This is a genomic window from Paenibacillus sp. 2KB_22 (genome assembly GCF_052115745.1).
GTDB lineage: Bacteria > Bacillota > Bacilli > Paenibacillales > Paenibacillaceae > Paenibacillus.
Window position 1 is genome coordinate 1 of record NZ_JBFRHG010000041.1, and the last position, 389, is coordinate 389.

Annotated in this window: 2 rRNA genes; both read right to left on the bottom strand. The window is 49.4% G+C overall.

The window, feature by feature from the left end:
• Positions 1-106: ribosomal RNA gene (gene rrf / locus AB4111_RS31225) — 5S ribosomal RNA — on the bottom strand; the annotation flags it as partial.
• Between the two features lie 143 nt (positions 107-249).
• Positions 250-389 (bottom strand): 23S ribosomal RNA (locus AB4111_RS31230); the annotation flags it as partial.

Here is a 389-nt window from a genome sequence, read left to right on the forward strand (position 1 = left end):
TCCTACTCTCCCAGGACCCTGCGGTCCAAGTACCATCGGCGCTAGAGGGCTTAACGGTCGTGTTCGGGATGGGTACGTGTGGAACCCCTCCGCCATCGCCACCAAACGCGATTTGTCGAAGCAAAGCTTCTTGAAATCAGATATGGAACTGAAAATCATACACACGTTCTGTGATGTACCAATTTTCATTTCAGAGATCGTTCTCTGAAAACTAGATTCGAAACGAAAGTGTGCGAATTGAACTTGCTATTGGATAAGCCCTCGACCGATTAGTACTGGTCAGCTCCATGCATTGCTGCACTTCCACCCCCAGCCTATCTACCTCGTCGTCTTCAAGGGGTCTTACATACTGGGAAATCTCATCTTGAGGGGGGCTTCACGCTTAGATG